This is a genomic window from Collinsella sp. TM04-29 (genome assembly GCF_003466565.1).
Classification (GTDB): domain Bacteria; phylum Actinomycetota; class Coriobacteriia; order Coriobacteriales; family Coriobacteriaceae; genus Collinsella.
This window is the reverse complement of record NZ_QSPW01000002.1, coordinates 256,745-279,508: the sequence shown is the minus strand read 5'-3', so window position 1 is coordinate 279,508 and position 22,764 is coordinate 256,745. Positions and strand designations below refer to the sequence as shown.

Annotated in this window: 23 protein-coding genes; 5 read left to right on the top strand and 18 right to left on the bottom strand. The window is 62.2% G+C overall.

Annotated features, from left to right (window positions below; all coding sequences use genetic code 11):
• Positions 1-101 precede the first annotated feature (101 nt).
• A complete protein-coding gene (locus DXD39_RS06770; RefSeq protein ID WP_117803569.1) occupies positions 102-749 on the top strand; it encodes a hypothetical protein in 648 nt (215 codons plus the stop codon).
• Between the two features lie 448 nt (positions 750-1,197).
• Here DXD39_RS06770 and DXD39_RS06765 read toward each other — a convergent pair whose 3' ends face one another.
• The 5 genes from DXD39_RS06765 to dnaK all read right to left on the bottom strand — a co-directional run bounded on the left by DXD39_RS06765 (position 1,198) and on the right by dnaK (position 8,084).
• The gene (locus tag DXD39_RS06765; RefSeq protein ID WP_117803568.1) at positions 1,198-3,498 is read right to left on the bottom strand and encodes a hydratase; all 2,301 of its coding nucleotides are present in this window, start codon (positions 3,496-3,498) and stop codon (positions 1,198-1,200) included.
• A gap of 286 nt (positions 3,499-3,784) precedes the next feature.
• Positions 3,785-4,201 (bottom strand): heat shock protein transcriptional repressor HspR, encoded by a 417-nt coding sequence (locus DXD39_RS06760; RefSeq protein ID WP_089573643.1) that lies wholly within the window; start codon positions 4,199-4,201, stop codon positions 3,785-3,787.
• 72 nt (positions 4,202-4,273) lie between these two features.
• Positions 4,274-5,239, bottom strand: a complete 966-nt coding sequence (locus DXD39_RS06755; protein ID WP_117803567.1) for a DnaJ C-terminal domain-containing protein — start codon at positions 5,237-5,239, stop codon at positions 4,274-4,276.
• Between the two features lie 107 nt (positions 5,240-5,346).
• A complete protein-coding gene (locus DXD39_RS06750) occupies positions 5,347-6,189 on the bottom strand; it encodes a nucleotide exchange factor GrpE (RefSeq protein WP_117803566.1) in 843 nt (280 codons plus the stop codon).
• A gap of 2 nt (positions 6,190-6,191) precedes the next feature.
• A complete protein-coding gene (dnaK, locus tag DXD39_RS06745) occupies positions 6,192-8,084 on the bottom strand; it encodes a molecular chaperone DnaK (protein ID WP_117637945.1) in 1,893 nt (630 codons plus the stop codon).
• Between the two features lie 595 nt (positions 8,085-8,679).
• On the opposite strand from dnaK, the gene DXD39_RS06740 reads away from it, so the two are divergent.
• The gene (locus DXD39_RS06740; protein ID WP_006235216.1) at positions 8,680-8,865 is read left to right on the top strand and encodes a DUF362 domain-containing protein; all 186 of its coding nucleotides are present in this window, start codon (positions 8,680-8,682) and stop codon (positions 8,863-8,865) included.
• A 238-nt stretch (positions 8,866-9,103) separates the two neighbouring features.
• Here the strand turns inward: DXD39_RS06740 and DXD39_RS06735 are convergent, their stop codons facing one another.
• Genes DXD39_RS06735 through nadA form a run of 4 tightly spaced genes read right to left on the bottom strand, consistent with a single transcriptional unit; the run spans position 9,104 to position 12,970 of the window.
• Positions 9,104-9,649 carry a transcription repressor NadR gene (locus DXD39_RS06735; protein WP_117803565.1) on the bottom strand — a complete coding sequence of 182 codons (546 nt, stop codon included), beginning with the start codon at positions 9,647-9,649 and terminating at the stop codon, positions 9,104-9,106.
• A complete protein-coding gene (nadC, locus tag DXD39_RS06730; RefSeq protein ID WP_117803564.1) occupies positions 9,649-10,509 on the bottom strand; it encodes a carboxylating nicotinate-nucleotide diphosphorylase in 861 nt (286 codons plus the stop codon). The genes DXD39_RS06735 and nadC overlap by 1 nt, the downstream gene beginning before the upstream one ends.
• Before the next feature lie 3 nt (positions 10,510-10,512).
• Positions 10,513-11,889: an L-aspartate oxidase gene (locus DXD39_RS06725; RefSeq protein ID WP_233541131.1), complete on the bottom strand. Its 1,377-nt coding sequence runs from the start codon at positions 11,887-11,889 to the stop codon at positions 10,513-10,515.
• A 55-nt stretch (positions 11,890-11,944) separates the two neighbouring features.
• Positions 11,945-12,970, bottom strand: coding sequence for a quinolinate synthase NadA (gene nadA, locus DXD39_RS06720; RefSeq protein WP_117583639.1), 1,026 nt, complete (start codon positions 12,968-12,970; stop codon positions 11,945-11,947).
• Between the two features lie 696 nt (positions 12,971-13,666).
• On the opposite strand from nadA, the gene DXD39_RS10310 reads away from it, so the two are divergent.
• The 3 genes from DXD39_RS10310 to DXD39_RS06710 all read left to right on the top strand — a co-directional run bounded on the left by DXD39_RS10310 (position 13,667) and on the right by DXD39_RS06710 (position 14,821).
• Positions 13,667-13,861, top strand: a complete 195-nt coding sequence (locus tag DXD39_RS10310) for a hypothetical protein (RefSeq protein ID WP_233541130.1) — start codon at positions 13,667-13,669, stop codon at positions 13,859-13,861.
• Positions 13,862-13,969: 108 nt separating this feature from the next.
• Positions 13,970-14,230 carry an IS3 family transposase gene (locus DXD39_RS10305; protein ID WP_233541129.1) on the top strand — a complete coding sequence of 87 codons (261 nt, stop codon included), beginning with the start codon at positions 13,970-13,972 and terminating at the stop codon, positions 14,228-14,230.
• Positions 14,231-14,821 (top strand): TatD family hydrolase, encoded by a 591-nt coding sequence (locus DXD39_RS06710; protein ID WP_117803562.1) that lies wholly within the window; start codon positions 14,231-14,233, stop codon positions 14,819-14,821.
• Positions 14,822-14,885: 64 nt separating this feature from the next.
• Here DXD39_RS06710 and DXD39_RS06705 read toward each other — a convergent pair whose 3' ends face one another.
• The 9 genes from DXD39_RS06705 to DXD39_RS06665 form a co-directional block, all read right to left on the bottom strand.
• Complete coding sequence (locus DXD39_RS06705; protein WP_117742909.1) at positions 14,886-15,992, bottom strand: DUF871 domain-containing protein; 1,107 nt, start codon at positions 15,990-15,992, stop codon at positions 14,886-14,888.
• Positions 15,985-17,445 carry a glycoside hydrolase family 1 protein gene (locus DXD39_RS06700; RefSeq protein ID WP_117803561.1) on the bottom strand — a complete coding sequence of 487 codons (1,461 nt, stop codon included), beginning with the start codon at positions 17,443-17,445 and terminating at the stop codon, positions 15,985-15,987. Before DXD39_RS06700 ends, DXD39_RS06705 begins: the two co-directional genes overlap by 8 nt.
• A gap of 105 nt (positions 17,446-17,550) precedes the next feature.
• The gene (locus tag DXD39_RS06695; protein WP_117742911.1) at positions 17,551-18,855 is read right to left on the bottom strand and encodes a PTS sugar transporter subunit IIC; all 1,305 of its coding nucleotides are present in this window, start codon (positions 18,853-18,855) and stop codon (positions 17,551-17,553) included.
• 34 nt (positions 18,856-18,889) lie between these two features.
• Complete coding sequence (locus DXD39_RS06690; protein WP_117742912.1) at positions 18,890-19,186, bottom strand: PTS sugar transporter subunit IIB; 297 nt, start codon at positions 19,184-19,186, stop codon at positions 18,890-18,892.
• A 71-nt stretch (positions 19,187-19,257) separates the two neighbouring features.
• A complete protein-coding gene (locus DXD39_RS06685) occupies positions 19,258-19,593 on the bottom strand; it encodes a PTS lactose/cellobiose transporter subunit IIA (protein ID WP_117742913.1) in 336 nt (111 codons plus the stop codon).
• Between the two features lie 51 nt (positions 19,594-19,644).
• Complete coding sequence (locus tag DXD39_RS06680) at positions 19,645-21,591, bottom strand: BglG family transcription antiterminator (RefSeq protein ID WP_117742914.1); 1,947 nt, start codon at positions 21,589-21,591, stop codon at positions 19,645-19,647.
• A 24-nt stretch (positions 21,592-21,615) separates the two neighbouring features.
• Positions 21,616-22,017 carry an HAD family hydrolase gene (locus DXD39_RS06675; protein WP_369832334.1) on the bottom strand — a complete coding sequence of 134 codons (402 nt, stop codon included), beginning with the start codon at positions 22,015-22,017 and terminating at the stop codon, positions 21,616-21,618.
• Between the two features lie 92 nt (positions 22,018-22,109).
• A complete protein-coding gene (locus DXD39_RS10420; RefSeq protein ID WP_117742962.1) occupies positions 22,110-22,319 on the bottom strand; it encodes a UTRA domain-containing protein in 210 nt (69 codons plus the stop codon).
• Between the two features lie 78 nt (positions 22,320-22,397).
• Positions 22,398-22,730 (bottom strand): hypothetical protein, encoded by a 333-nt coding sequence (locus tag DXD39_RS06665; RefSeq protein ID WP_147347903.1) that lies wholly within the window; start codon positions 22,728-22,730, stop codon positions 22,398-22,400.
• Positions 22,731-22,764 lie beyond the last annotated feature (34 nt).

Sequence of the window (22,764 nt, the reverse complement as noted above, 5' to 3'; positions counted from 1 at the left end):
CTTTTAGCCCTCTCATTCCGGGCGGTCGCTTTCTTTTGAATATTGTCGTAAGCTGGTATCACTTATCTTAATGAATGCATGCTGTTTGCGAGGTACCCGCCGTGAAACGCTCCACCTATACCGGCCTGCTCGTCTTAGCGTTTGCAATTACCGCAGTCGGCGTGGGCATTATCTATCTCGCATTTCTCCCCGCCTCGGCAACGCAGGCGGCGGTTGAAACCGTAAGCTACCCCATCAAAATCCTCACCGATATCGTCAAACCCGATTCAATCACCGTCGATTTCGACGGTACGCCCGCAGCGCTTGGGGTCAGTAACTATCCCAGAATCGAACTTGGAGCCACGCGCTATACCCAAGATGAGCAGCTTATCGGCAAGGCAACCAGTTTACTCAAAGGCAAGACGTTTAAGCGATGGTACGGCGCCGCAATATATCGAGCCAAGAAAGGCCAAATGAATGGCGGGTATTATTCGACCCTTGAACTCGATGCGGCAAACGGGAGCAGACTGTGCAACGTTTCATACGACCCCGGCTACGTGGACAACGAAGGGCCGGGAGTCTATATCTCGGATGGCAACGTGATCTACGTCATGGAAGGCGACCAGACGGCAGTCGTCGATTTTATGGATCGGTGTACCGAGGATGCCTACGAACAAACCTGCGAGCCCGATCCGCAGACAGCGCGCGACAGCGGCTCAGCACGCACTTGGCTATTTGACGATGAGATAACCTGGACCCCATCGAAATAAGAACCCGCCGGACAGGCACCTTTGTGGTGGTTTCGGCTCCGATGTTCCGCTGTCTCGATCTGTAACATCTAGCGACCCTTTTCGGTCCTAGGTGTTACAGATTTAGATGAAACGAGCTGCGATGACCGTTTGTCTCGATCTGTAACAGTTATTCGGCAAATTGGGGCCTGTCTGTTATAGGTCGAGATGAAGTGTAGAGCCCCGTACGAAAATCTCGACCTGTAACATCTAGCGGTGTACTTTGGCCCCTAGCTGCTACAGATCGAGACAAACGGGACCACCACAAAGGTGCCTGTCCCCTTTGTGGTGGTCCCAGTCTTTTTTAGCGTCCCTCAAGACCCAACGAGAACGCAGAAATGTAGCCCGGGGCCACCCTTTGCCGAACGCGACCCTCGCGAAGCGCGTGAGCGGGCGGGAAAGGGTGGCCCCGGGCGGACAATGAAGTGCGTTACTCGGCAGCGGCCTTGAACTTGTTGTAGTTGATCAGGCAGCCGGCCTTGACGATGGCACGCTCCTCGGCCGTCATATCGGCAATGTAAAGCTCAATCTGCTCGACCGTGCCGTCGGCGCGCACCACGTAGGCGGCGATGTTCTTGAGGTCGCCATCGAGCGCGGCACGGATACCCGGCACAAAGACGTAGTCGCCCACCTCAAAGTTGGGCTCCGTCTCCATCTGGAAGGGCACCATGCCCCAGTTCATCACGTTGGAGCGATAGCGCTTGGTGGCGTACTCGTGAACGATGTTGGCCAGGCCGCCGATCACGCGCTGGCAGCTCGCGGCCTGCTCACGGGCAGAACCGTCACCGGGCTTCTTGGCATAGAGCATGGAGCCGTACTCGGTCGCCTTGGCATCGACCGCGACACCCGCGCTGGCCAACGCCTCAAACACGCCGGCAAGCTCGGCATCGAGTGCCGCCAGGTCGCCTGCGGCCTCGCCGGCCACGCGACGCTTCTCCACGGCGTCGACCTCCTTGGAGCGGCCCACGTAGGCCGGATCGCGACGGCTCAGCGTAAACTCGGCCAGGCCCAGCGGGTTGGAGCGGAAGGAGCTCGTCTCGCCCGATGGGATCAGCTCGTCGGTCGTGGTGACCGGGTCCATGATCTTGGAGCACACCTTGAGCAGGATATCGTCGCCGAGCGGCTCCATCGCGGGCCACGGCTTGATGTTGGGACCCTCGACCAGCTCGTCGGCCGGCTCGGCCTTGCCGAAGCCCCAGTACACGCGCTTCTTGTAGGGAGCGTCGTCGAAGGCGTACTCGCAGGCCTCGTCCCAAGTCTCCTCGGGCAGGTCGGTCGCCGGGGTGAGCACGCCGCCGTTTGCCGCGGTCGCCGCAATGGAGCGGGCGTCCATCAGAGCCACGGCGCTCAGCTGGCCATTGCCCGGCTTGGAACCCTCGCGGTTGGGGAAGTTGCGCGTGGTGTGGCGAATGGACAGGCCGTTGTTGGCAGGCGTATCGCCGGCACCAAAGCACGGGCCGCAGAACGCCGTGCGCACGATCGCGCCGGCCTCCATGAGGTCGTAGATATAGCCGCGACGCGTGAGCTCGAGCGCCACAGGCTGGCTCGTGGGATAGACCGACAGCGAGAACTCACCGCAGCCGGTGTTGGCGCCCTTGAACACACGGGCAGCCTGGACCACGGAGTCGTAGTTGCCGCCCGAGCAGCCGGCGATAACGCCCTGCTGCACGTGCAGCTTGCCGTCGACGATCTTGTCGAGCAGGCTAAAGTGCGTCTTGCCCTCACCGATCTTGGCGGCCTCGAGCTCCACCTCGTGCAGAATATCCTCGAGGTTCTCGTTGAGCTCGTCAATCTCAAAGCCGTTGGAAGGATGGAACGGCAGGGCGATCATGGGCTTGATGCTCGACAGGTCGACCTCGACGCAGCCGTCGTAGTAGGCGACATCGGCGGGCTTGAGCTCGCGGTAATCGTCGCCGCGGCCGTGCATGGTCAGGAATGCGTGAGTGTCCTCGTCGGTGGCCCAGATGGAGGAAAGGCAGGTGGTCTCGGTGGTCATGACGTCGACGCCGTTGCGGTAATCGGTCGTCATGCTCGCGATGCCGGGGCCCACAAACTCCATGACCTTGTTCTTAACGTAGCCCTTGGCAAAGACGGCGCGGATGATGGCAAGCGCAACGTCGTGCGGGCCGACGCCGGGACGCGGGGCGCCCGTGAGGTAGATGGCCACAACGCCGGGATAGGCGACGTCGTAGGTGTCGCGCAGCAGCTGCTTTGCCAGCTCGCCGCCGCCCTCGCCCACAGCCATGGTGCCTAGGGCGCCGTAGCGGGTGTGCGAGTCGGAACCCAGGATCATCTTGCCGCAACCGGCAAAGTTCTCACGCATAAAGGAGTGGATAACGGCGATGTGCGGCGGGACAAAGATGCCGCCGTACTTCTTGGCCGCAGAGAGGCCAAAGACGTGGTCGTCCTCGTTGATGGTGCCGCCCACGGCGCACAGCGAGTTATGGCAGTTGGTGAGCACGTAGGGCAGCGGGAACTGCTCCATGCCCGAGGCACGCGCCGTTTGGATGATGCCGACAAAGGTGATGTCGTGGCTCGCCATGGCGTCGAAGCGAATCTTGAGCGCCTCGGGGTCGCCGGACGTATTGTGTGCCTGAAGGATCGAATACGCGATGGTGCCACGTTTGGCATCCTCGGGCGTCTGCGTAATACCGCGCTCAGCAGCCTCGGCCGCAGGCACAACCTCGCTGCCACGGCGCAGGTAGATGCCGTCCTCGTACAGCTTGACCATACTGTCTCCCACTCTGCCCAAAAGATTTGGGCGCATAGCATACATTCGTTCAATATCGTGCCATAGAACGGTTGCGAGCGGGTTACGAATCTGCACGTTCACTTTATCTCAGTAAAGCAGAGAACGAGTTGGGTGCCGGGGGCAGACTTAGACGCCGAAATGACGAGAGTGGATAATCTCCCACTTTGAGCCTGCAAACAGGCCAAAAACGGGAGATTATCCACTCTCATTCTGCGGGCACTCATTTAAGTCTGTCCCCAATGAGTGCCCGGCAGCGTCGGCGGAGCTATAGGTCGCTACCCGTACCTAGCAGCTTGCGCATGACTTGCTCGGGGTTAACCGAGCCGTCGCGCGGGGCAAGGGCGGTGATCTTCTTCTGCATCTTGTACTCGTGCAGCTCATCCTCGAGTTGGCGTACGCGGGCGCGGAGCTTCTCGTTCTCGCGCTCGCGTTCCTCGGCGCGCTCCTTCATATCGAGGATACGCACCACACCGGCAAGGTTGATGCCCTCGTCGGTCAGTTGATTGATGAGTTCCAGACGCTCGATATCGGCACGCGAATACAGGCGCGTGTTACCGCCCGAGCGCTGAGGATTCACCAGGCCCTTGGACTCGTAGACGCGCAGAGTCTGCGGGTGCATGCCGGTCAGCTCGGCCGCCACGCTGATCATGTACAGCGGTTTGTTCCTATTGTCCTCGGCCATGCTACCTGACCCCTTTCCGTCTCGTTATCGTCCATCATAAGCCCGCGGGCGCGGGCGTGCGCCACGGCCGCCCTAGTACGTCGCCTTGTAACGGTTGACCTTCTCGCGATAGTCGCGCGTGTCGGCCTCGCGCAGCTTGGTCATGGCATCGCGCTCGTCATCGGATAGGTTCGTGGGGACCTGCACCTTGATCTCGACGAGCAGCGCGCCCGTACGGCCACGGTGCTTAACGTCGGGCGCTCCCATCTCCTTAAAGCGGAACTTCTTGCCCGTCTGGGTACCCGCGGGCACTTTCAAACGGACCGTCGCACCGCCGGGCGTCGGCACGTCCACCGTGCAGCCGAGCGCCGCCTCGTAGACCGAGACCGGTACCTCCATGGTCACGTCGGCGCCTTTGCGCTTAAACAGCGGGTGCTCCTCCACATGCGTGGTCACGACCAGGTCGCCGCGCTCGCCACCCGCAACGCCATACTCGCCGCGACGCTTGTAGCGTAGCTTGCCGCCGTCGACCGCGCCCGCGGGCACCGAGACCGTGATGGTCTGCTGCTCGCCTGTCGAGGGAATGCGATAGGTGACCTTGTGCGTCACGCCGCGAAACGCGTCCTCGGCCGTCACATCGACGGTCAGCGATAGGTCGCCGCCCTTGCGAGCGCGGCTGCGACCTGCGCCGGCGCTGGCAGCGCCCGCAGCCCCGGCAAAGCCCGAGCCCCAATCGCTACCCCAGGCGCCGTTGCCGCTAAAGATGCTGTCGAAGATATCGCCCCAGCCGCTGGCGCCCGCGCCGGCACCGTAGCCGCCGCCATACGCGCCGCCCGCGCCCGGCATGCCGCCGAACATGAGCATCTGGTCGTACTCTTTGCGCTTCTTCTCGTCCGAAAGCGTCTCGTAGGCCTCGCTGATCTCCTTGAACTTGGCCTCGTCGCCGCCGGCATCGGGGTGATATTTTTGCGCGAGCTTGCGAAACGCGCTCTTGATCTCTTTGTCGGAGGCGCTCTTGGATACGCCCAGGATGTCATAGAAGGTTTTGCCTGCAGCCATCGTAGCTCCTCTCCTGTTTCATCCGCCGCACAGCGGGCGGCGGTTCATGCTTTCATATGGCACTAGGCCAGAAAGGGCCCCGGGTGTTGCCCCGGGGCCCTTCTCAATTACTCCTCGGTGCTCTCGGCCGTATCGGCCGCGGCATCCTCGGGCGCCGCTTCGGGCTCCGGTGCGGGGCGCTTCTCGCCACCGTAGGTCACCGTCACCATCGCGGAACGCAGGATGCGATCCGCCATGCGGTAGCCCTTCTGGTACACGTCGTTGACGGTCTCGTCGTACTGCGATGCGTCCTCGACGCGACCCACGGCCTGGTGCTCGAGCGGATCGAACGCCTCACCCTTGGGATCGATGGGCTCAACGCCCTCGTGCGCAAACACATCGAGCAGCTTGGCATGCACCGCGTCGACGCCATCGACGAACTGCTTAAAATCGTCGGAAAACTCCTGGCTACGGGCATGGTCGATCGCGCGCTCGATATCGTCAATCACCGGCAGTAGCGCAGTGACAAGCTTCTCGGTCGCGCGCTCGCGCTCGGCGATACGCTCGTTGGCAGTGCGGCGACGGAAGTTCTCCCAGTCGGCCTGCAGACGGGCGGTACGCTCGGTGGCGTCCTTTGCCTTGTCCTCGGCGGCCTTCTGGGCCTCTGCCGCAGCATCGAGCTCGCTGCGCACGTCGGCAAGCTCCTTTTGGGCCTGCTCGAACTTGAGCTTAAAGTCGTTGTCGGCGGCTTCCTCACCGGCGCGGATAGCGGCTTCCACCATCTCGTCCTCGGTCATCGTCGCCTCCTTGTTGGAATCCTCTACCTGGTTCTCGGCAGCCTCGGCGGCCTCGGCCTCGTTGGCCTCGGTATCGTCGACGGCCTCTACGGGAATCTTCACGTCCTTCTCCTCAGAGTCAACGGGGGCGGCGCCAGCGGCGGCCGCCTCCGTGCGAGCTTTACGGGCGGACATGATTACTTGTCCTCGTCGTCCACAACCTCGTAGTCGGCGTCGACCACGTCATCGTCGGCAGGCTGGGCGCCGGCGGCACCGTCGGTCTGCTGCTGAGCGTCGGCGTAGACAACCTGGGCCAGCTCGTAGGCCACGGACTGCAGGGACTCGCCAGCGGCCTTGATGGCCTCGACGTCAGAGCCCTCGAGCGCCTTCTTGGCATCGGCGATAGCGGCCTCGGCCTTGGACTTCACGTCGGCGGAAACCTTGTCGCCCAGCTCGTTGAGGGTCTGCTCGGTGGAGTAGCACAGGCTATCGGTCTGGTTGCGGACCTCGACCTCTTCCTTCTGCTTCTTGTCCTCCTCGGCATGAGCCTCGGCGTCCTTGACCATACGATCGACTTCGTCGTCGGACAGAGCGGTGGAGCCGGAAATGGTAATCTGCTGCTCCTTGCCGGTGCCCTTGTCCTTAGCGGAGACCTTGACGATGCCGTTGGCGTCGATGTCGAAGGTGACCTCGATCTGCGGCACGCCGCGGCGGGCAGCCGGGATACCGGTCAGCTGGAACTTACCGAGCGACTTGTTGTCGCGAGCAAGCTCGCGCTCGCCCTGGAGCACGTTGATCTCGACGCTGGTCTGGTTGTCGGCAGCGGTGGAGTAGACCTCGGTCTTGGAGGTCGGGATCGTGGTGTTGCGGTCGATCATCTTGGTCATGATGCCGCCCATGGTCTCGACGCCCAGCGACAGCGGGGTAACGTCGAGCAGCAGGATGCCCTCGACGTCGCCGGTGAGCACGCCGCCCTGGACGGCAGCGCCGTCGGCAACGACCTCGTCGGGGTTCACGGACATGTTGGGCTGCTTGCCGGTCATGGTCTTGACGAGCTCCTGGACGGCGGGCATACGGGTGGAGCCGCCGACGAGGATGACCTCGGTCAGATCGGAGAGCTTGAGCTTAGCGTCGCGCAGGGCGTTGGTGACAGGCTGCTTGCAGCGCTCGAGCAGGTCGCGGGTGATCTTCTCGAACTCGGCGCGGGTCAGCGTGTAGTTGAGGTGCAGCGGGCCGGACTGGTTCATGGTGATGAACGGCAGGTTGATGGTGGACTGCTGGGCTGCGGAGAGCTCCTTCTTGGCGTTCTCGGCGGCCTCCTTCAGACGCTGCAGGGCCATGGGGTCCTGACGCAGGTCGACACCGTTCTCCTGCTGAAACTTATCGGCCATCCAGTCGATGACGCGCTGATCCCAGTCGTCGCCGCCCAGGTGGTTGTCGCCCGAGGTGGACAGAACCTCAAACACGCCGTCGGCGAGGTCGAGGATGGAGACGTCGAAGGTGCCGCCGCCCAGGTCGAAGACCAGAATGCGCTGGTCGGTGCCCTGCTTGTCCAGGCCATAGGCCAGAGCAGCAGCGGTCGGCTCGTTGACGATACGCTTGACGTTGAGGCCGGCGATCTTACCGGCATCCTTGGTGGCCTGACGCTGGGCGTCGTTGAAGTAGGCCGGGACGGTGATGACGGCGTCGGTGACGGTCTCGCCCAGATACTTCTCGGCGTCGGCCTTCATCTTTGCGAGCGTCATGGCGCTCACCTGCTCGGCGGTGTAATCCTTGCCCTCGATGTCGACGACGGCACGGCCGCCCTGGCCCTCCTTGACCTCATACGGCACGGTCTTGATCTCGGAGGTGCACTCGGAGTACTTGCGGCCCATGAAGCGCTTGATGGAGAACACAGTGTTCTTGGGGTTGGTGACCGCCTGGTTCTTAGCGGCCTTGCCCACGACGCGGTCGCCGTCGGCACGGAAGCCCACGACGGACGGGGTGGTGCGGTCGCCCTCGGCGTTCACGATGATGGTCGGAGAACCGCCCTCGAGAACGGCCATTGCGGAGTTAGTAGTACCAAGGTCGATACCAAGAATCTTACCCATTAGAAATTCCCTCTCTCTTGTGCGTTCGCGCCACCTCGACGGTCTGTCGCGCGGCGCTTCGGCTTGTCTTTCAGGATGTAGTGTATCCCCTTATGGACCGGAATATACAAAATCTAAGTCAATTCATATAAGATTTCTTATCTCTAAGAGTTTAGGTTCTCGAATGCGCAGGTAGACGCACTGATTGAGTTCTCGGCAGATCTATTGAGATCTATGTAGAGATGGCTGAGGTTTGGGTCCGAAGGTGCCTGGGGCTGCCTTGCGGAAAGGGTATCCCGGTCTGAGCGCGAATTCTGGGACACAGTTTCCGCCGGGCGGTCCAACCGGAAGCTGCGACCCGTTTTTCGGCCAAATAACGGGATGCCCTTTCCGCAGGCGCGCTCAATAGCTCAATATTTCAAGTCACCTTTAGCTAACATTTGCGCAGCTCAGCGGCCCCACCTGCGCGTTTTTTAGTAAACCTTGGCATACTCGGCGAACGGTATGAAGATGCCGGCCAGAGGGTATTGCAAACGGTCGCTCCCGTGGTATGTTTTTGCCCGAATCAAACCGGCGCGCATCGTCTGTAGCGTCGGTCAACAGAGAGGAAACTACCATGGCTCATCCCGTAATTGATGCCGACGAGTGCATCGCTTGTGGCGTTTGCGTCGACTCCTGCCCCGCTGGCGTTCTGGAGCTCCAGGACGTCGCCACCGTCGCTGACGAGGACTCCTGCGTCGCCTGTGGCGCTTGCCAGGACGCTTGCCCCGCTGGCGCGATCACCGAGATCGTCGAGGAGTAACAACTCCCGCACTTGCACACTCAAAAGTACACCGTGCACAAAAAAGGAGGCCTCCGCATCGCCGCGGAGGCCTCCTTTTTTGTGCGGATAACCAATTAGGCACCATCGCAGGTTGAGCTCACGTCAGCGAAAACGTCCCTAAGCGAGCAAGGTGACGTGAAAGAGGAGGGAAGCGTACTTTGGTACGCGACCGACGATTGAACGTCAGATTGCCGCTTAGGGACGTTTGCAGCATCGGCTACGACAGATCGTCCTCGTAGGGCATCAGGTCTGCCAAATAGCCTTTCTCCTTGAGTATGGCCTCGATCTCGTCGAGGGTTTGCTCATCCTCAGCCGCAATGCGATGGAAGTGATAGCCACTCGTCACCGTTAGTAGTGGAAAGCTCTTGCCGCTCTCGATATCGTGCAGGTAGCGCTCAACATCGCGACGATTGCGAATGTCCAAGTCGGCCGTGATCTTACCGTACACGCGGTGATTGACGATCACGTTGAGCACGGCGCCACCCGCGTCGACGATACTCGTAAGCTCGTCGCCCGCCTGCTCCACGCTGTGGCGCACCTTAACAAGACGCGTGGGCACGGCGGGGCTACTCGCGGCTTCCTGCAGCACGTAGCCGCGGTTGGTCGCCACGATATCGTGCCCATCGGCACGCAACAGGGCAATATCCTGAACCACGACCTGACGGCTCACGCCAACCTCGCGGGCAAGTGCGCTGCCCGAAACGGGCTCCTTGGCTCCTTCGAGCACGCCCATGATGGCACGGCGACGCTCGCGGGCGTTCATTATTTACCGTCCAGCAGACGCAGGTGCTTAAGCGAGAGGTCGAGGATCGGCGCGGAGTGCGTCAGGGCGCCCGAGCTAATGTAGTCGACGCCCAGGTCGGCAAGCGCGCGGATATTGTTAGCGTCCACGTTGCCCGAGCACTCGGTCTTGGCGCGACCGGCGATAAGCTCGATGGCGGCGGCCATGTCGTCATGGGTCATGTTGTCGAACATGATAATGTCGGCACCGGCCTCCACGGCTTCGCGTACCATGTCCAGGTTCTCGCACTCAATCTCGACCGTCGTGGTAAACGACGCGTGGGCGCGCGCCATCTCGATCGCGCGCGTCACGCCACCGGCGGCATCGATGTGGTTGTCCTTGAGCATGACGGCTGTCGACAGGTTGTAGCGATGGTTGCTGCCGCCGCCGATCTCGACCGCCGCCTTCTCGAAGACGCGCATGCCCGGCGTGGTCTTGCGTGTGTCGACAAGCACGGTCTTGGTACCCTCGAGCGCCGCTGCCATTCTGTGCGTATAGGTAGCGATACCGCTCATGCGCTGCAGGTAGTTGAGCGCCACGCGCTCGCCCGAAAGCAGCACGCGCGCATCGCCGCGCACCTGGCCCACGTGGTCGCCGGCGTGCACTTCGTCACCGTCGGCAACATCAAACAGCACCGAGCTCTGCGAATCCAGCAGCTCAAAGGTGCGAGCGAACACATCCAAGCCCGCGATGATACCGTCGGCCTTGGCGATAAGCTCAACGGTAGCGGGACGCGCCGTGGGGCACACGCTCGCCGTGCTCACGTCCTCAAACGTGATGTCCTCGCGCAGAGCCCGCAAAATCAGATCATCGACGACGAGCTTCATGGTAATGGGATTCATGGTCTACTCCTCCACGGCCTGCGTGCCGGCGGCACGGGCCAAATCATCGATTGCAAGGGTATCGGCGCTCAGGGCGCGGTGACGCCCGTCAAGTGCGGGCTCACCGGCCTGCTCCACGGTCAGCGACTCGCCGGTGCGCATACGCCAAGCAGCGCGGCGGCCCCAAACTAGGGACTCGAGCAGGCTGTTAGAAGCCAGGCGGTTCTTGCCGTGCACGCCATTGCAAGCCGTCTCGCCGGCGGCGTAGAGCTCGGACATCGAGGTGCGGCCGTCCTTGTCGACCCATACGCCGCCCATAAAGTAGTGCTGCGTGGGTGTGACAGGGATGGGCTCGTCCAGGATGTCGCGTCCGTCCTCCAGGCAGCGCGCACGGATATTGGCAAAATGCCCGGTCACCACGTCGCGCTCGACGGGGGCAAAGCTCAGCCACTCGTGCTCGGTGCCGTCCTGCTTCATCTGCTCGCGAATAGCGGCGGCGACAACATCGCGCGGCTGCAGCTCGTCGGTAAAGCGCTCGCCGGCGGCGTTGAGCAAAATCGCGCCTTCGCCGCGGCAGCTCTCGCTGATCAGGAAGGTGCGGCCCGGCTGCGGCGAGAACAGTCCCGTGGGATGGATCTGCACGTAGTCCAGGTGCTCCATCTTAATGCCATGCTCCTGAGCGATATAGCAGGCATCGCCCGTGAGCTGCGGGTAGTTGGTCGAGTGGTCGTATACGCCGCCGATGCCGCCCGTTGCCCACAGCGTATGGCGGGCATGGATCTTAAAGGGCTCGCCGGCATGCACGTCCTCAGCGGCATTTGTCAGCTCGTCGGCGGGGCGAGCTGAATCGTCCTCGTCCACGGAAACGGCGACGACGCCGGTGCACGCCGTGGCGCCATCGCGCTCGGCAGTCAGGATATCGGTCATGGCAACGTGTTCGAGAATCTGCACGTTGTCCAGCTTGCGGACAGCCTGGAGCAGTTTGGTCGTAATCTCCTTGCCCGTAATATCGGCATGGAAGGCGATGCGCGGGCGGCTGTGCGCGCCCTCGCGGGTAAAGTCGAGGCCGCCATCGGCCTTGCGCTCAAAATCCACGCCCATCGCTAGCAGGTCGTTGATGACCGAGCGGCTCGAGCGGATCATGATGTCGACGCTCTCGCGGCGGTTCTCGTAATGGCCGGCGTGCATGGTGTCCTCAAAGAAGGCATCGTAGTCCGAGCCCTCGGGCAGCACGCAGATGCCGCCCTGCGCGAGCATCGAATCGCACTCGTCGACCGCGCCCTTGGAGAGCATGATCACGCGCGTACTCGTCGGCAGGTTGAGCGCCGCGTACAGGCCCGCCACGCCGCAGCCGGCAATGACGACGTCGCACTCCATATCGGGGTATTGCTTGGTTTCCACAGGAATCCTCTCCCTTGAATGTGACATAAGGAACCGTCCCTCATGCCACATTGTTCTAGCGTGCTGCGTACTCGAGCATGCGGTCGAGCGTGAGCTTGGCCTGGTCTGCCGCCTCGTCCGAGACGCCGATCTGCACCTCGCCCTCGCCCGTCTCCAGGCAGCGCACGAGCTTTTCGAGCGTGATGAGGTCCATGTTGACGCAGGTGGGCTGCACCGCGGGGAAGTAGAACTTCTTGCCGGTGCCCTGGCAGCGGCGCTCGAGCTCGTAGAGCACGCCGCGAACCGTCACGATAATGAACTCGCTCGCGTCGGACTCCTCGGCATACTTGATGATGCCGGCGGTGGAGCCGATGTAGTCGGCCTCGGCCAGGACGTCGGCCTTGCACTCGGGGTGCGCCAGCACGAGCGCGTCGGGGTGGGCCTCCGTCGCGTCGACGATCTGCTCGACGGTGATGATGTGATGGCGCGGGCAGTAGCCGTTGTTGAGAATGACGTGCTTTTGCGGCACCTGCTCGGCTACGAAGCGGCCGAGGTTTTGGTCGGGAATGAACAGGATATGCTGCTGCGGCAGCTCGGACACGATCTTGACGGCGTTGGAGCTGGTGACGCACACGTCGCTCCAGCTCTTGATCTCGACCGTGGAGTTGACGTAGCAGACCACGGCCAGGTCGTCGCCGTACTCGGCGCGCGCCGCGTCGACCGTCTCGCGCTTGACCATATGAGCCATGGGGCAGTCCGCGCCCGGCTCGGGCAGCAGCACGGTCTTGGTGGGGTTGAGCAGCTTGGCGCTCTCGCCCATAAACTCCACGCCGCACAGCACGATGGTCTGCTGCGGCAGGCTCTTGGCGAGCTTAGCCAGGTAGAAGCTGTCGCCGACGTAATCGGCCACAGCCTGGACCTCGGGCGCCACGTAATAGTGCGCCAGGATCACCGCGTCGCGCTGGGTTTTAAGTTGCTGAATGGCCTCGACGAGCTCTGCGGGCACCAATGCCGCGCGCTCCGTTGCCGTCGTTGCCGATGCCAGGCCGGCCGCAATGTCGCGTGCAAGCTCCGACGCATCCATGTTCGCGCTCTGTGCCATCAAGGCCCCTCTCTTTTGGCGAATCTTGGGGCTTTAGTATGACACCTAGGTTTACAGCTGACAAGACAGCTGTAAACCTAGGTGTAAAGTTGGAATAAAGATTCAATCTTGGGGCGGATCCATTTTCGAACTGGCAAGCTGAGGATAGCCGAAAATGGACCCGCCCCAAGATTCGAGCGGCCCGTTTTGTCCTGGGCCAAGGGGCGGTGGTCAAAAAAGGCCAAATATGAGTACTGTCACCAAATTAGTAGCAGCGATTTTCCGGTCCAGAGCAGCAAAATCGCCTTGTTTGGAGCCCGATCACGACTCTGAAGGACGAAAATCGATGCACTTTTGGCCGCTGGCACCGATTTTGGAGGCCATTTGGCTGCCACTAAACTGGTAACAGTACTCATATTTGGCCTTTTTTGACCACCGGGTTTCCGGCAAACCCCAAAAGCGGGTCCGGATCGCTCGATCCGGACCCGCTGGGGGTAGCGAGCACAATCGAGGTGTAAGAAGCAAGAGAGGGCCATCGCCTAGAATCGTCAGCGCCTAGATATTCAACGAGAGGAAAGACAGTGGTCCGCAGCGACATGCTACCCCAGCCGGACCGGGGGCTCGGCCTCGACCGGCCCCAGACCGAGGCATTTCACCGACGAGTTCAAGAGGAAGATAGTCGATCTCCACAACGCCGGAAAGCCCAGGCGCGAGGCCATGGACGAGTGCGACCTCGGCAAGAGCACCGTGGAGAGGTGGATCAAGTCGATAAACGCGACCGGCTCGCCGCGCGCCGCCGACAACCGCACGCCCGAGCAGAACCGGATCCTGGAGCCCGAGCGCGAGAACCGCAGGTTCCGGATGGAGGTCGACGTCTTAAGACGAGCGGCGCCGGTATACGCTCGGAAGTGAGGGCCATGGCGGCCAACGGGGGCCGCTGCCCCATGTCGGCGCAGCGCGGACATCGAGGTCTTCCACACGGACCGCGGCAGCGAGTTCGACAACGCCGAGATCGACCTGATGCTCGAGACCTTCGGCATAGAGAGGTCGCTGTCGGCCAAGGGCTGCCCCTACGACAACGCCGTCGACGAGTCGACCAACAGGATACTGAAGGCCGAGCTCGTCCACCGCGAGACGTTCGGCACGACGCGCGAGCTCCGGGCCAAGCTCTCGGACTACGTGAACTGGTACAACAACTTCAGGATCCACTCGACGCTGGGCTACATGTCGCCGGTCGAGTTCAGGGAAGCGGGGCTGTCCCTCCCGGAATCGTCCAAATAGGTGTTGCCAATCCAGCGCGTCGAGGCGGGCCCTGCCGGCGAGAAGACGGCTGCGTGGGCGGCCGCCCAAGCCGCCGCCCACGAATTCGTGGGCGAAGTCGGGCTCGACTTCTCGCGCGCCCATGCATCGACGCGCGCGGCGCAGCTCTGCGCCTTCGACCGCATCGTGGCCGCCTGCGCCGCGCAGCCGCGCGCGGGCCGCGTCGTGTCCATCCATGCCGTACACGCCGCCACAGAAGCGCTCGACATCCTCGAGCGCCACGGCCTCCCCGCGCACGCGACCTGCATCTTCCACTGGTTTTCGGGCAGCGGCGAGGACTTGAACCGCCTGCGCGCGCTCGGGTGCCTCGTCTCGGTCAACGAGTGCATGCTCGCGACCAGGCGCGGGCGCGCCTACGCGCGCCAACTGCCGGAAGACGCACTGCTCTTGGAGACGGATGCGCCCGCATGGCTCGATGCCCCCTGCTCCGCCGCAGAGCTGGAAGCCTCGCTCGCCCACACGCTCTCCCTGCTCGCCGAGATCCGCGGCACCTCTACGCAAACGCTCGCCCCCGCTCTTGCGGAGACGAGCGTGCGTCTCTTGCGATTGTAATCAGCAGATGCGCGGGGCGGCGCATCGCGCAACTCGATTAACCGCCCCGCCGCAGTCCGGACGGTTAGACCACATTGAACGTGAAGCGCGTGCCCGCACGCAGGCCGTCGAGCAGCATGAGCTCCGCGCCATCGATATACCCCACCACATTCGTCCGCCCGCTGTTTTCCATGGCCGCGAGCGCAATCTGAACCTCGCCGGCATACTGGCCGTAACCGTCGTTGTCCACGAGCACATCGCCCCGCCGGATATCGACCGTGTTGAAGGGAGCGACCTCCCCTTTCACCATCCGGCTCTCGACGGTGCGCACGAGATAGCCGTTTTGCTCGGGACGACACGACAGGCCGAGGCGCAGGCGCCGCTCAAGCTCCTTCGGCAAACCGGGAGCGCGATGCAAGGTGAACGCCATCGGGGCTGCGACGCCCGCAGCGATTGCCGCAAGCTCGCGCTCGCTCGCAAAGCAGTTGCCCACGATGATGTCATCCACGCAGCCGAGTTGCACGAGGTGACGGGCCTGCACGGCGGCGGGCAGATCGCGATGCATCTCAAGCGTAGGCAAACCGTCGCATGCCGGCCACGGGCCGAAGGCCTCCGGCTCCTGCGATGACACGAATGCCTGGAGTGGAAGCCCGCGCTCCTTCCACCGACGCGAGCAGGTCAGAAAATACTCGAGCGTCAGACCCGTGTAGCGATGCGGATAGTAGTTATGGCAGCCTACGATGCGCGCCGGCTCCCCACCGCTCGCGAGCAGCGCCCCGATGTGGTCGCACGCGTTTGCCGAGGCGTTGAGGCACACCCCGATGCCCGCCTCGTTGCGCGTGAGAAACGCCTCCTCCATCTCGGAGAGACCGAGATCGAGACGCATGACATCGCAGCCTATCTCCTGGAGAAATCCCAGATCGAGCTTGCCGCGCAAAACGCTCGCATTCACGCCGAATCGCGCAAGCACCGAAGGGTTCACGTCGCAGAACACCTCGAAGCCGAGCGCATGCGCCTCGTCGGTCAAAGCCCGGTAACGTGCCGTGACTTCATCGCGTTCATCGCGGACGCCGAGCAGCGCCACGAACAGCACGCGATAGCCGTGACGGGCGGCGAGGCGCAGGTATTCTCGGCACGCCTCGGCAGAGGCGAATTCCGGGTAGAGGGAAATGCCCAACCGCACCTCACGCATGGGAGACCTCCCCGCCGAGATCCTCGCCGTTCGTCTCGATCACGCGCTGGTACCAATAGAACGAGTCCTTGCGGCTGCGCTCGAAGGTGCCCGTTCCGTCATCGTGGCGATCGACGTAGATGAAACCGTAGCGCTTCGCGAACTCGCCGGTCGAGGCGCTCACCAAGTCGATGGGGCCCCACGAGGTGTAACCCATGAGGTCGACGCCGTCGGCCACCGCCTCGGCCATCTGCTCGATGTGCTGGCGCAAATACTCGATGCGGTACGGGTCGTGGATGGAACCGTCCTCCTCGACCGTATCGTAGGCACCCAAGCCGTTCTCCACGAGCATGACGGGCTTCTGATAGCGATCCCAGATGGCATTCAGCGACCAGCGCAGGCCCACCGGATCGACCTGCCAACCCCAGTCGCTCGTCTTGAGGTAGGGATTCTTTGCGCCGAAGGCGAAGTTGCCGCCCGTCGTCTCGAGCTTCTCGGGATGCGCGGAGAGGCAGACCGACATGTAGTAGCTGAACGTGACGAAGTCGACCGTGCCGCGCGCGAGCGTCTCGGCGTCGTCCGGCTCCATCGCGACCTCGATGCCCCTCTCGGCAAAGTGGCGCCTCATGTAGCTGGGATAGTATCCTCGCACCTGAACATCGGAGCAGAACCAATTGGCCACGCGCATGCGCTGCTGCACGAGCACCGCGTCATCGGGATCGCAGGTATAGGGGTACATGAGCGCAAACGAGGACATGCAGCCGATGCGGTACTCGGGATAGCGCTCGTGGGCCAGAGCCGTCACGCGCGCGGCAGCGACGAGCATATGGTGCAGCGCTTGGAAGCGCTCGGCGGGGTTATCGGGCAGGCCGTTGACGGGCCCCTCGTACCCGCGGACGGTGCTCAAGTTGAGCACGGCCCCGCCGCGACCGATGCCCGTATTCATCTCGTTCAGCGTGAGCCAGTAGCGCACCTTGCCCCGATAGCGCTCGAACACGCAGGCGCAAAAGCGCTCGAAGCACGCGATGAGCTCATGGCCGGCCCAGCCGTTGTACTTGCTCGCCAGCGCATAGGGCATCTCATAATGGCTGAGCGTCACGATGGGCTCGATGCCGTGCTCGCGGCAGCAGTCGAACACGCGATCATAGAACGCCAGACCGAGCTCGTTGGGCTCCGCCTCCTCCCCCGTAGGGAAGACGCGCGTCCACGCAATCGAGAGCCGCAACGCCTTGAAGCCCATCTCCGCGAGCATCGCGATGTCCTCGCGATAGCGATGGTAGAAATCGCACGCCTCGTGGCTCGGATAGAACGTGTCCGGCTCAAGGGTCGGCGTGATGCGCTTGTCGACCTTATGCGAACCGGCCGTGCACACGTCAGGCACCGAGACGCCCTTGCCGTCCACATCCCATGCGCCCTCGATCTGATTGGCCGAGATGGCGCCGCCCCACAAGAATCCATCGGGAAATCTACCCATGGAATACCTCCAAATACAACGAGGGGCGAGACTCGAAGAGCCGCGCCCCAATCACAAGTCACCCGCAGAGAGTGGGGCACATGCGCACATGCGCCAAGATGGTCCCTACGCTTCGGAAGCGGCCTTCTCGGCAGCCTCCTTCTCGCACAGCTGATGGTCATACACCTTCACGAACGGCAGGTAGACCAAGAAGGCGATGACGAAGGCCATAGGGGCAATGAAGAGGTTCTGCCACGCAAGGGAGGGCATGAAGCTCTGCATGATGATCGGCAGCTGCGTCATGATGAGCAGGTGGCCGGGCTGGAAGAAATCGAGCGAGTAGCCGATATAGGCAAAGAACATGATGATCATGGGGTTCAGGATAAACGGGATGGCCATGATGGGGTTATAGATGATGGGAGTACCGAACGCCATGGGCTCGGAGATGTTGAACACCGCAGGAACGATACCGGCCTTGCCCACAGCGCGAAGCTGCTCGGACTTGGAACGCATGCAAAGCACGGCGAGCGGCAGCACGTTGCCGCTACCACCGCAGCAAGACATGACGCCATACAGGGCGATCGGAGCGAACATGGCAGCCTGGCCGGAGGCGACGAGCTCGGCGTTCTGGGTGTAGAACTGGATCATGGGGGCCATGATGACCGGAGAGAGCACCATCGCGCCGTGGATGCCGAGACTCCAGAGCAGCTGGCACACAAACGCGAGTACGAACATGCCGGGCACCGACATGAGGGGCGTCAGCGGGATGGACAGGATACCGGCGATGGCGCCCGGGAGCACGACGCCGATGGTCATCTGGGCAAGTGTGTTGAGACCATGCCAGAGCAGGATGCAGATGACGAGCGGCACGAGGGTCGCGAAAGCGTCCGAAAGGAACTGCGGAACCGCGTCGGGCATCTTGAGGCTCACGTGATGCTTCTGGCAGAAATCGATGATCTTGACCGAAACCAGCGGGATGATGAGCGCGGTGAAGAGACCGGTGCCGCCAAGGTAGGTGGTGGCGAGCACTCTCATGGTCGAGCCATCCTGCAGGGTGACACTCTGAACGGGAGCACACACGAGCAGGAAGAGAATCATGGTGACGATGCCGTTCGCCAGCGCGCCCTCCATCTCCAAGTTCTTGGAGTAGATGTAGCCCACGGCGAAGGCCACGACGACGCCCAGGATGCCCATGGTCATGTTATAGGGCGTGGTGAGCCACATATAGGCGGCGTCGGTCGTCTCGAGCACGCCTACGATATCCAGCAGCGTGGCGACGACGGTGAAGATGGCGCCGGCGAGGATGACCGCCATGGCCGCCATCATGCCACCGCTGATGGCGGACAGGGCCTTGTTGGCCTGGAGCTTGCCGCCCCATTCCTGCAGCTTCATCATCACTGGGGATTGATACAGGTTGTCAAGTTTGGACATTGGTGTTCCGTTTCTCTTCGATCGAGACGGGTATCTAGCCCTGGACGAGAGACTCGATGAGCTTCATGATATTGGCGCAGTTGCCCGTGCCGTAATCGGTCGGCGGAATGACGGCGACCGGCATGCCGGACTCGGCGGCGATGTTGTCCTTCTGATAGGAAATCTGCGGACCCATGAGGATGCAGTCATACTCATGGCAGACCGTCTTGTACGTGTTGACGCTCTGGGCGGCGATGCTGAAATTGATCCCCTGCTCAGCGGCATACTTCTCAAGCTTCTTCATGAGAATGCTCGTGGACATCCCCATGGCGCAAACCAGCAATACCTTCATTGTTTTGATTCTCCTTGCATAATGGTCGTATCAACAAAGACGGCGGCCTTGAGCGCGCCATCCCGCCCGCATTACTCGGCGCGCGTCGCGTCGAGCTCGCGATACACATTCACGATCTCCTCGACCAGCTCCTGTGCGAGCATCGAGGTCATGAGATGGTCCTGGGCGTGCACGAGCATCACGTCGACGACGGTATGGTCGCCCGAAGCCTCCTTGGAAAGAAGCTGGGTCTGCACGTGATGGGCCTCGAGCGCGGCCTCCTTGCTCTGCTCGAGCAGGGCCTTCGCCGCCTCGAAATCATGCTCCTTGGCCTTCTTCAGCGCCTCGAAGGCGAGGCTGCGCGCCTGACCCGCCGAAGCGATGATGCCGAAGGAGATCATCTCGGTGCTCTGTTCCTCCTCTGCCATGGTTTTCACCTCCCTCTCGGTTTGCAAATATCTCAATGGAAAACGTATGGGCTATCGTGCGGAGCACGACTCGATGGGATCGACCAACTCGATGAGCGTCTGCCAAGAGCGCTCGGAAAGCAGGCGGTCGATGAACGCCTCGCTCAAAACCAGCTCAGACATCGCCGAGAAGAAGCCCTCGGAGACGTCGGTCGCATCGCGGGCGATTGAGACGAGGAACACCGCCTGCACCTCGCGACCTCCCCAGATGATGGGTTCGTCGGTGAGGGCGAGGGCCACGAAGCTCTGCGTGCTCGCCGCTTCGAGCGGGTGCGGCATGGCGACCCGGTTGCCGAATGCCGTCGGAGCCGTCTGCTCGCGGCGATACACCAAATCGAGGAAATCGGGCGAAAGGTCGTAGACGCGCGAGGCCTTGCCGACCAGCAGCTCGATTGCCTCCTCGGGCGTCGAGCACGACGCATGCGGCAGAAAAAGCTCCTCGCAGAACAGCGGGCGGGCATCCGACCGCCGCGAATCGGAAAGCAGGATTTCACGCACGTCGCTCACCTCTGCCGCGTCCAGAAAATAGCCCACTTGGCGTACCGGGACCGGCACCTCCTCGGCAAGCGGAACCGTCGTGAACACATAGTCGATGCGCGAGAAGTCGACGAAGCGCACGTGGGCGGCATCGCATGTCTCGATATGCTCGACGTACGAACCGAACTCCTGACGATAGCGGTGCTCCAGCAGCCGGGCGCTGCCCGAGCCCGAGGCACAGACCACCAGAATGCGTTTCTTGGGGGCATCGGTCTTTTGGCGCTCGAGCGCCAAGGCGAAGGAGAGAGCGATGTAGCCAATCTCTTCCTCGGAAAGCTCAGCTTCATAATGCGCCGCCAACGAGGAGCCCGCCTCGACGGCCATGGAATAGGCAAGCGGAAAACGCGACTTGATGTCCCCCAAGATGGGATTATCGAGATGCAGATGGTGATGCAAGCGCACCTCGAGCGGCACGAGATGGCGCGCGAGATTCATGCGCAGCTCCAAATCGTGCCTCAAGTCGAATCGGAACGTGCGCCACACCGCGTCGAGCATGCCCGTCACGACATCCCACACCTCATCCGAGATGACAAGCCCCGCCTCCTGATCATCCCCGGCATCGAAATCCCCGAGCAGGCGCTTGCCCGCCAGATGGATGGCGATATAGGCGACCTCCTCGTCGGGCAAAACGACGCCGGTGCGTGCGCCGATGGCATCGGAGATGCGCCGGGCAATCGGGAAACTCGGGGACTTCCGAATCTCGGTGAGCTGCTCGCCCTCCATGGGCACATAGCAACCTTCGCGTATCCGCAACAAAGCGATGACGATATGCGTGATGAGGTTGCGGTAGGCGACCGAGTTGATGGCGAAGCGTTCCTCGGTCGTCACGTCGTCGACGCAATCGGAAACCACGTCGAACAGCGCACGATACGCCTCGGCGTCGACCGAGAGGCGCGCCGCGCCCTTCAGCTCATCCGAGCCCTCCATGGCGAGGCTCGCGAGGCACAGACGCTTGGCCATCTCGGATCCGATGACCTTGATGCCATGATGGCTGCGCCTGTCGATGGCGAGGCCAAACTGCGCCAAGCGCTCCTCGACCTGTTTCAAATCGTTCGATATGCTCGTCCGGGATACATAAAGGACGCTCGCCAGTGTGTCGATGGCGATGTAATCACTGCGCGAGAGCAAATCGTTGAGGAGATAGGAGACGCGGGCCTCGGCCGTCTGGGGCAACGACGCACGCCGCTGCTTGCGCGCCTGCTCGAATATCGCATCAAGCGCCTGCTCGTCGGCGACGGAAACGGTATAGCCCCGCCCGCGCGCAAGGTCGATAGACGCGACGCCCTCAAGGCTGCGATTGACCGCCTGCACATGGTTGCGCACGGTACGAACGCTCACGCCGAACGCCTCGGCAAGCTCAGCGGGCTTGATGCCCTCGTGCTCCATGATGTGGAGCGCAAATCGCGCCAGCTGCACGTCCATCGGCTTTGACCTCCTCTCGCCTAGCTATGGTACCAGCGGCGATGGGACGGGTTCCATACCCGGCTTTTCCCTTCCAAGAAGGAAAGCGTTTGCCGAAAACGAGCGCCCGGCGTGCGTGTGGCGCTCGCCGCGCTCTTTGAGACCCGCCAAGACCTCGTGCACGCCGGGATTCATCAGTGCGGCGTAATCGACCTCGCGCCCGTTCTTCCAATCCCGATAGATGCGCAGGGCCTCGTCCGGCGTCACCACGCGCCCGATGCGGCCCAACCAGTCGACGAGGGAGCGCTGGAACGACTGGAACGAGACGCCCACGGTCGCCAACAGCTCCTCGTCGGTCACCTCGATGCCGAATTCCTCGAAGAACTCGCGCTGCTCGATCTGGTAATACGCCTCGGTATCGACGATGACGCCGTCCATATCGAAGATGACAGCTTTGAAGGGAAGGCTCCTTGGACCATGATGATGGTTCTCCTGAATCCACTCGTGCGCCGCAACGGCGAAGGGCGCCCTTCGCGACGCTACATCGAAAAGGTGTATCGCGACCCGATGATATATTGCTGCCCCACGTACAGCGGCTTGTTGAATTGATCGCGATACCTGCCCCTCAGATTGAAGAGGGGCTCGGCGAGAGGGACCTCGAGCAGTTTCGCGAGCTCGTCATTTGCCAGTTGGATACCAAGCGACTGCTCGCTGCCGCGAAACGCGCGACGATCCGTCCGCTCGCGAATCGCCGCCGTTTATGTTGCAGCTGGCGCTTCGTGCAACATTGAGGGCATATTGCTACCCTGTTTGATGTTGAACAGCCATCAAGTTTGCTCAACCCGCCAGTTAATCTTATCGTTCACGTAGACCGTGCCATCGATGTAGATCCTCACAGGATTAATCCGAGACGCATCCGGCGCGTCGATGGTGCAACCCGAAGATGGCATGACCTTACCCTCAGCCGTCTTAAGTACGTAACTGCCCGGCTCGGAGATTTGGATGGATTCGTTGTTGGCCTGCGTAAGCGGCAGCACCTCCGCCTTCACCCCGTCTGGCATGATCTGAGTCTCGGCGCTGGCCACCGCTGGCGTCGCCACGAGTGCGCAGGCCACGGTGGCGATACCCAGCAGGCGCGTCAACACAGTGCGCATCCCCATCTTCTTCTCCCTCATCGTGCAGCTCCCTTTATCC